Consider the following 8,877-nt stretch of genomic DNA (forward strand, 5'->3'; position numbering starts at 1 on the left):
AGACCTGATTAGACGCTTCACCTGACTGGCCATATTGGAAGTCTCGAAGGTGGGCAAAAAAATCAGGCTGTGTTATGGGATGGCCAGGGATGCGACCCAATCAACCAAGGGGTTGAAGTCCTCACCGGGTAGTCCCCACGCCCATTTCAGCTCGATTTCATACCCGAAGGTCTCGCACCATACTTGGTATTATACCGTATTGCCGTCAAATGTTAACCTAATTTGAGATTAAATCATGCTCCATAGACTACCATACCTAGAAAAATATTTCCCGAAATATCTGGTTCGGAACCAGTGAATCCGCCTCTAATCACCAACACCCGCCAATTAGCGACAATTCTCAACTTAAACTGTGGCAGGAATTGGCGCGGTTCTGACCATAATACCTGTTTTTTGCTCAATTTCTTGGGCGAAGTGGTGCAGAATTTCGGGAACTACGCAACGCAGCGCGCGCACTTGATAAGGACGATTGGCGCTTGATGTATGGTTTTCACGACCATCGAGTTGTCGTTGTACTGGTTTAGGACGGGTAGGGGTGTTTAATTGGATTTCCCTAGGTGCAACAGCAGTTATTAACCTAATATACTCTCTTCTGGTAGACTCGTCCCAAGGAGAAAGCAGCATGGTTTGAATCCCTATTTCTCCCTGATAGTGCTGGCGAAATTCCAGTAGTCCGGCGATAATGTGGTCGAAGTCTATACCGGGGACAGGTCGGTTCACCCGTCTGAGTTGGTCTGATGATACCCCATCTAGTTTGATAGATACTTTATCTGCGATCGCCAAATCCGATCGCACCTGGGGGTCATTTAAGGTAGTACCATTAGTCAGAACTAGAGTAGGGCGCGCGGTCAAGGTCTTAATTCCTGTTAAAATTTCTCCCAAATTCGCCGCCAATGTCGGTTCACCACTACCGCTGAGGGTAATCACATCTACCGACCAGGGGGCAAAATTTTCTAGGCTGGTCAAAATCTCGGCGCATGGTACATAAATCATGCGATCGCTCGTTTTCTGTTCAATTTCCCCAAGCTGACAGTAAACGCAGTTAAATGAACAGCTAGAAACTACCCCAATTGGGTCAATTCCTAGCGATCGCCCATAACGCCAGGAGGACACCGGACCATAGACCGGGGTGAATGATGGGTGTAATGCAATTGTCGAATCAATCATCAGAAATTTCCCCCGAAACCGGTATCAGCAAGAGTCCCACTAACCATCCGGTGGGAACTCTCTTGATTACTATTCTTCCTCTGATTCAGCCCAACTGGTTACTTTACCGTTTTCTTGGACCTGAATCAGATGGATGTGTTTATATCCTAGTTTAATCTCAAACTCATCACCTGTTCCCAATCCCATTTCCTTAGTATAAGTCGAGCCGATCACAATTTGACCATTTTTGTGAACACTGACCGTATAGGTAGCATCCCGACCCCTACCGTCTTTGGGAGTCTCTGAATTAAAGGGAATTCCCCGCGCTTCCAGTAAAGCATCATAAAAATCCGTGAGATTCACCCTGACTTCACCATCTTTTATGGTGTAATACCCGCACAGTCTGGCGGTTTCTCGCCGGGGAATATCTGAAAGTTCTTTGACTTTTTGAAGCAAATCCTTTCCGACTAACGGGGTTGTTGCTGCTTGTGACATTGCGAAATACCTTTTATAACTCGGAAGTATTAATAAACTTACTCTGTAGCATTCCTTAATTATCTATGAATCAGTAAACCTTCTCAAGTTCAGCTAACCATTTCCTTAGTCCGGTAATGGTAACATGACAGATATTTTTGGGTGATTCCGAGTTAACTAAGGATGCCTGATGCAGTTTTTACCCGCATCAAACACCATAATATCTTTAAAACAATCATTTTGACAAACACAGTTAGATTATCGGTATCTGTGAGCCTTATCTGGGGATATCTATTGGGCTAGAAATCTTTTTTAATACGTCAATCATTCAATCTTAGCTGTTTCGCATAAATTGTGGCACTGAAGACAGTTGCACAATATTCGGCAATTATGGTCTAATCCAAGTTCTAAAAAAGCCTGTTACAGTTATCCAAGTTCTAAAAAAGCCTGTTACAGTTATCCAAGTTCTAAAAAAGCCTGTTACAAATTAGCAGATATCCAAGGGAGATGGGGGAGGGAAAACAGTATAGCAGCCCGATCTAACTATACTGAAGTTCCCGCCGGGAGAGTCATTATGGTATGAAACCCCCTATTTTATTGATCCAAGCCGAGGTGGCGCTGAATATGTTTGAGGGTTTGATAAATTTCGGGGAGTCGTTTACGAATGGCGGAATTTTTCAGATAAAGTTTATTGTCAATGGCTGGGGAGTCTGAGACAATAGCGCCTGGTTTAACATCGCTGTGAATACCAGCTTGCGCGGTAGCGATCGCACCATTACCAATTTTAGCTTGATTAGCAATTCCCACCTGACCGGCGAGAATAACGCGATCGCCAACAGTGACACCACCAGCTAACCCGACTTGCGCGGCGAAAGCACAACCAGAACCAATCTTACAGCCATGACCAATATGGACTAAATTATCTAATTTGGTCTGGCTCCCGATACGAGTTTCTCCGACGGCTGGACGGTCTATGGTGCTGTTACAACCTACACTCACGCCATTTTCAAGTACCGTAATTCCTGATTGTTCCATTTTTAGCCAACCGTCTGGGGTGGGGACAAAGCCAAAACCTTCAGCGCCAATGACTGCGCCACTATGAATAGTGCAATCTGCGCCAATCTCAGTACGTTCGTGGATAGTACAGTTAGCATGGAGTATTGTGCGATCGCCAATTTTAACTTGGGGATAAATGACCACATTGGGATGAATACAGACATCATCGCCGATTTTCGCCCCAGACCGAATCACTACATGGGGACCAATATGCACACGGGAACCGAGTTTAACATCAGGTGCAATGGTTGCTATGGGGTGAATTTCCGGCCTAGGATGATAGGGTTGATAAAATAAGGCGATCGCCCTCGCAAATAGTAAACGTGGGGATTCTGTGGACATCCAAGCTAGTCCTTTTGCGATCGCTTGAGCTTGTAAAGCCTCATCAACAGGCAAAATCACCGCATCAGCTTTCGTGGTAGCCAAATAATGGGCAAACTTTTGTCCTTCGATATAACTGAGAGTACCAGCCTGAGCCTCATCAATGGCTGCTACACCATGAATAACGGGATCTGTGCGATCGCTCAATTCGAGACTGTCGCTAACTACTCCATCTTTTAATTGCTGTAGGAGATCACTAAATTTCATCGCTCATCAAAGTTATAGTAACCTTTAGAGAATAGCCAATCTGTGTGCGTCACGGGACATTCCGGGGCTGGTTTTCCCCAAAGCTAACCGACTTCAAGCCCGACGACAGGGGAAACCAATAGCTTTTGGGTTGTTGTTGATGTGATAGCGATAACCTAGCGCCATGAGTCAGTTTTGCGGTATAGTGTGGGGATGCTGTGCTATGGCACAGTTTGGAATGGCAGGGGTAGGCTGCTAAAACCTATCTCCACCCCTAATAGGAGTTGATCATGACGGATAAACACCAGCGCGATATGCGTCGTCATGCTGCCGAAGAGTTCGTTAAATCCTTTCAACAGGAGTTACTTGAGGCATTCCAACAAGAAAATGAGTCATCGGAGGAAGCCCTCTCTCTCGATCATTCCCCCGTGGAACGCCGGAGAGATCATTATCCTTCGAGTCCTATTAGTCTGTCGGAACTTGAGGAGGCTATTTCGGACATTGAGCAGTTTTTGGAAAGCCGACAGGAACACCCTTCTAGTTCAGAGACTCTCCGGGAAACAAAATCAGAGGAAGATTAACTGGAAGGCGGGTTAAGTGTCGAGTCGTTGACGCTGCGCTTCATATAATATCAAGGCTGCACAAATAGCCACATTCAGAGATTCAACATTCCCCAACAGAGGGACCCTAATATGATAGTCAGCGAGGCTGTTTAAATCTGGGGATAAGCCAGAACCCTCATTTCCCAAGACGATCGCTGTAGGTTGGCGCAAGTCAATTTCCCAGTAGCTTAGGGAAGCGTCCGCGCGGGTGGCTACAACTTGTATACCCTGTTTCTGACTATTGCTTAGTTGGGTGATCAGGTCGGAATGGACGGCTATGGGAACCTCAAACCAAGCACCAGCAGAGGCGCGGAGGACTTTGGGATGGGTTGGGTCAACGCTATCACTACTTAACCATAATCCCTCAACTCCGGCGGCTGTGGCTGTACGGATCATGGTTCCTAGGTTGCCAGGATCTTGCACGGTTTCTAGGACTAGGCCTAAACTGGTGATGGGAACTGGGGTTTGGTCTTGGCGGCGGGCGATCGCTACTACTCCGTCAGGGTTGACTGTGGTGGTCATGGCTACTATCAGGCGATCGCTCACCTGTTCAGTGCGATCTGCCGTTTTTACTGCCAATTCCCACAGTTCCGGGTGACGTTCCTGCCATTGGGGGGTACAGCAAAGGGTGATGATCTCCCAATTCACAGCACAAGCCGCCTCTATTAGGTGGGTTCCTTCTAGGATGAATAGTCCCTCCTCTCGTCTGGCTTTGGCTGTATGTAACTGGCGAATTTGCTTAACTAAGGGGTTTTGTAGGCTGGTTAGCATTTAACTTGACGTGGGGGCGCAAATTGGATTTGGGCATCGTCTCATTTACTCAGACAAACTTTTGGCTGGTTTGATGTTTTCTTCTGCCTTGATGGTCTCCCCTTTTCGGAAACTGAAAAACCACTTTGATCTGATCGGATGGGGACAAAAATTATGTTTTTGAATACTCAATTATTGGGTTTATGCCGACAAAATACCAGGAAATCGCCTACTCTGTCAAGCTCTTTCCAGCGATGCGGTTCCCTGGTTAATAGGCGATCGCCCATTGCTATATCAAAACCTCATATTCCTAGCCTGTGCTTGCGCCTCCTGTACTTGTCGTCTGAGTTCCTCTGTGGTTATGTTTTCCTGTTGGTCTAGCTGGTTTTGTTGGTTGAGGAAGTTCTGGAAGTTCTGCTGCTGTTGCTGAAGCTGGTTGTTGAGGGCGGCGGTGGTTTGGTTTTGGCTGCGGTCGCGCGCCTCTTGGGTTCTAACATAATCCTGAAACTGCTGTTGTTGCTGTTGTTGCTGCGCCGCCAAATTAGCGATCGCATCGGCCACATTCATCCCCCCCGTCCCGCCGACCATTAAAGCCGCGGCTGTTACAGCTCCGGTCACGTTGACGTTAGCAGTTTGAATGTCAATTTTGCGGGTACGATCATCAATGCGGATGCGCTGATGGCCAGATGTCACTATCTCTATACTGCGATCGCTATCATTAAGCCTAATTTGATGACCGCCACTGGTTTGAATATACACCCCATCCTGGCTAGTCCGACTTAGATCCTCCTCCACAAACTGGATTTTATGGCCGCTGGGAGTAGTGAAACTTCGCAGCCGCACTTTCCCCCGATTAGAAATAGTCTCCTCAACCGGGTCTGGGGGACTATCCTTGCCGTTCCATACCCCACCAATGCAGTATGGACGGTGGATATCTCCATGTTCAAAAGCCACTAGCACCTCATCATTAATTTCTGGGAGACAGTAAAAGCCTCGGTTTCGTCCAGCACCAAGACCCACAACCCTAGCCCAGGCGCTGGCGTGGGCGCTCCCGTCCCCTTCTGGGGTCAGGGTCGGAAATTTCACTCGCACACGCCCAAGACCCTCTGGGTCATAGTTATGAGTAACAATACCCACTAGATGGGTTTGCCCCGGTTTCAAACCTATTTTGGGGGAAAGGGTTGTCAAAATTGAACCGCCCCGTAACCCCCTCACACTAAATTCCGTGCTGTATCTCCCTTCTTGATACAGGTGGCGGGTTTCGGTAATGTAATATCTACCGCTATAACGCCCCATTCCAGTTAATTCCACCACTTTCCCTACCCGAATATTCGGGTTTCCCGGAGCATGGGAGTCGGCTTGCACAAATTCTCCCTCGAGTTCGTTATAGAGGGCTTGAGCCATCAAGTCCGCCGCTTTGGGACTGGAAACAGGCTGATCTACAACAATCATTTTCGGCGGCGGGAAGTTGCTGCCAAAAAGTCCCGTGGTTAAGGGAGCGCCACCTGATGACCTCCGTTGAAACTGACTCGACCACCCCTCCTGGGAATTACCCTCGATTTGAGTGATTTTTTCCGAGCGATCGGCTACCGAGACAATCGGCTGTTTTCTAGTATAATCCCAGCTTCGCACTTCCACTGAGTCAACCTGTTCCGCACTGGTGACTCGGACTCGAAAACTTTCAAAGTCTTTTAGCCATTTCAGTCTCAAAATATCCCCTCCCTGGGGGCGACGGAAAAATAGTTTCCCATCTTGAACAAATAATTCAAATCCAATTCTAGCCGCTCTGTCCCGCAGGAATTCCATATTGGTCTGGTTTTCCTGAAAAACGTAGGCTTGTTTATCTCCGCTCGGATCGATTCTCCCTTGCTCAATTCCCACTTCTCTCGCGATTTTGACAACTATATCACTATCGGTATAGTCCTGGAAAGAACGGTTATAACGCCCTCGGTGCAGACGATGGGAAATGTCATAACCCCGAACTATAATCGGTGCTTGGGTGTCGCTGGTAAAGTGGGTTTCAATCGCGGTAATTTCGCCTTCGATAATGTAGTCTTTTTGTTCTTGGTTGAATTCTGGGGACTCCGTTGTGCTACCTTGAAAACCAATCTTGACTTTTTTGCCAATTTGTAGGAGGGGATCGTGTTGCCATGTTTGGCTTTCGTCATCTACCGGAACGTAGGGATTATTGATAGCCAGTGTGAACATCCCAGGTAGGTGCAAACTCTCTTCTACCGAAATTTGCAGCAAATCATTCATTAAAGCCGACAGGGATGATTGGTCGGCTCCTTCAATTTGCAACAGAGGACTGGAAACATACAGACTGCGATCGCTTGCCATGGCTACAATGATATGTTAATTATTTACTGATAATTTTACGACGCTCACTAAAACTGCGATCGGCAACCCCCAGATCCACTTCTTTCAGCTTAATCGTCACTCGGGCGCGTACTGGTGTACCATCTGGTTTAAACATCGTCAATTTATAATCTAAACTTTCCACCATACAACGCATATAATTTTTATCCCCCCACATTAAGTAGTAAACCGGGGGTCGTCGCAGCTCTAGGGCTTGTGTGTCAATATCTCCCCCACCATATTCAGCCACCTCCATGGCATTCGCATTCACCCCTAACAAGTTACTAGACAGGCTAGATACAGCCGATTGAATTACAGTATTAGTAACACTAGCTTTGACCAATCTTTCACTGTAGCCGCCTTCTTTACTAAATGGATCTTTAAAAGAACTGAAGTCTACAGTATCCAGAATAGGCTGGATTTTATTCAATACATTTTCGCCGGTTTCATAGGTATCAAACACCAGATCAGTTAACGTCAATTGGTAGGGTTCTACAAAACCAAAGTTCACCTTCGGTAAACCTCTACTTGTCCGCGCTCCCTTGATATCTTCAATCGAAACAGACCTACTTAACTGCAAGTCTGTAGGGTTAAACTGGAACCTGATAATTTTAGCGCCTTCTCCACTTCTAGGAATCAGAGCAGCTTTGACCAATTTACCACTTTTTAACCCAGATCTTTGATAAAGAGAACTGGCGGCAGACTCTTTCCTTGTCTCTAGAGCTAAATACTGCTGATCTCGAATTTTGTCATATCTAGCTGCTCCTTGAAGCAAGGCAATATCGGCTGTACTTGTCGCGACATCCTTAGCCAAATTACTGAGCCATGAATTCTCTTTTGTCATAATTCAGCCACTTGTAAAATTTAACAACAATCAAGATGATACATAATTAAAATTCGGACTTTTTATAGTCAATTATTTATGATTATACCATACTTTTTGATAAATACGATAACAATTTAACTTTTCTTTATATTTCAACCAAACTTTGAATATGTTTACTTACCAAGGAAAACGTCCAGAAGACCTATGGGAACCATAACGTTCTCGTTCCACTTGAAATCGCTGACAAATAAAGCCATATATTTCTCTAGCTAGTGCTTCGAGATGTTCAGATGTGACGACTTCTTGTTGTTTAGATTCGGCTTTTTCCTGTTCATTGTAATTCCTGTTATATTGGGCTTTAATATTTTCATCTAATTCATAAATATCTTGCTGGTTTAATGGTTCAACTTTATGAGACCTTTGTGATGATACTTGTTGCTTTAATTTTGCTCTATCTTGAATAGTTTTTTGCATCATTTCTTTAACAGAAGATGGCTTATTGTAAAAATCAGAAGACAAAATATCACCCTTGGTACTCACCTGAACATTATCTGGAATATATTTATTTTTAGGTACTACCAAACTTTTCAGTCTTGATTGGTTTAATCCTAATTTTTCCTGATTTTTCATCAATTCTTGATGATTATCCGGAGACTGTGGTACTACACCACGCGGTTGAAAATCAACATTATGTCGGTTATTTTTCATTAATTTTTGTTTATTTAAAGGTTTATTTTTATCATATTTTTTCTGGTTATTTTTTGTAATAAATCCTGGCTTATTTATGTTTTTAATAAACCTTTGAATCTCAGGGATTCCTCCATTGATAAGCATTTCTTTAACCGTTTTATTACTATCAGATAAACCAGGGTTTATATCTGATTTAGGTTGAAAAAATAATGAATTAGTATCAGATATACCATCCGTTATATCTCCCGAATTGGAAGTTTCCGATTGTGGTTGAATTGTGGAATCATGAGAAGCGATCGCATTACTTATATCTTCCACCGAATCCGAGGTTTCCGAGAGTCGTTGAATGGAAGGGGAGTCATGAGAAGCGATCGCATTTACATCCACCGAATCGGAAGTTTCTGGGAG

At 45.0% G+C, this 8,877-nt stretch carries 8 protein-coding genes; 1 reads left to right on the forward strand and 7 read right to left on the reverse strand.

Features of this window, described 5'->3' with window-relative positions:
- Positions 1 to 345: 345 nt before the first annotated feature.
- The 3 genes from P5683_RS20215 to lpxD form a co-directional block, all read right to left on the reverse strand.
- Positions 346 to 1,167 carry a radical SAM protein gene (locus P5683_RS20215; protein ID WP_006622205.1) on the reverse strand — a complete coding sequence of 274 codons (822 nt, stop codon included), beginning with the start codon at positions 1,165 to 1,167 and terminating at the stop codon, positions 346 to 348.
- A gap of 69 nt (positions 1,168 to 1,236) precedes the next feature.
- Positions 1,237 to 1,641 carry an AbrB family transcriptional regulator gene (locus P5683_RS20220; RefSeq protein ID WP_006622204.1) on the reverse strand — a complete coding sequence of 135 codons (405 nt, stop codon included), beginning with the start codon at positions 1,639 to 1,641 and terminating at the stop codon, positions 1,237 to 1,239.
- A 573-nt stretch (positions 1,642 to 2,214) separates the two neighbouring features.
- The gene (gene lpxD / locus P5683_RS20225) at positions 2,215 to 3,264 is read right to left on the reverse strand and encodes a UDP-3-O-(3-hydroxymyristoyl)glucosamine N-acyltransferase (protein WP_006622202.1); all 1,050 of its coding nucleotides are present in this window, start codon (positions 3,262 to 3,264) and stop codon (positions 2,215 to 2,217) included.
- A gap of 269 nt (positions 3,265 to 3,533) precedes the next feature.
- On the opposite strand from lpxD, the gene P5683_RS20230 reads away from it, so the two are divergent.
- A complete protein-coding gene (locus tag P5683_RS20230) occupies positions 3,534 to 3,824 on the forward strand; it encodes a hypothetical protein (protein ID WP_006622201.1) in 291 nt (96 codons plus the stop codon).
- Between the two features lie 12 nt (positions 3,825 to 3,836).
- Here the strand turns inward: P5683_RS20230 and P5683_RS20235 are convergent, their stop codons facing one another.
- From P5683_RS20235 to P5683_RS20250, 4 genes are all read right to left on the reverse strand, one after another.
- Positions 3,837 to 4,616: an RNA methyltransferase gene (locus P5683_RS20235; protein ID WP_008051736.1), complete on the reverse strand. Its 780-nt coding sequence runs from the start codon at positions 4,614 to 4,616 to the stop codon at positions 3,837 to 3,839.
- A gap of 273 nt (positions 4,617 to 4,889) precedes the next feature.
- Positions 4,890 to 6,935: a VgrG-related protein gene (locus P5683_RS20240; RefSeq protein ID WP_006668602.1), complete on the reverse strand. Its 2,046-nt coding sequence runs from the start codon at positions 6,933 to 6,935 to the stop codon at positions 4,890 to 4,892.
- 19 nt (positions 6,936 to 6,954) lie between these two features.
- A complete protein-coding gene (locus tag P5683_RS20245; RefSeq protein WP_187758282.1) occupies positions 6,955 to 7,797 on the reverse strand; it encodes a hypothetical protein in 843 nt (280 codons plus the stop codon).
- Between the two features lie 159 nt (positions 7,798 to 7,956).
- The coding region (locus tag P5683_RS20250) for a hypothetical protein (protein WP_315669474.1) at positions 7,957 to 8,877 on the reverse strand (921 nt) is incomplete at its 5' end.

The sequence above is a fragment of the Limnospira sp. PMC 1279.21 genome, from assembly GCF_032349615.1.
Taxonomy (GTDB): Bacteria; Cyanobacteriota; Cyanobacteriia; order Cyanobacteriales; family Microcoleaceae; genus Limnospira; species Limnospira fusiformis.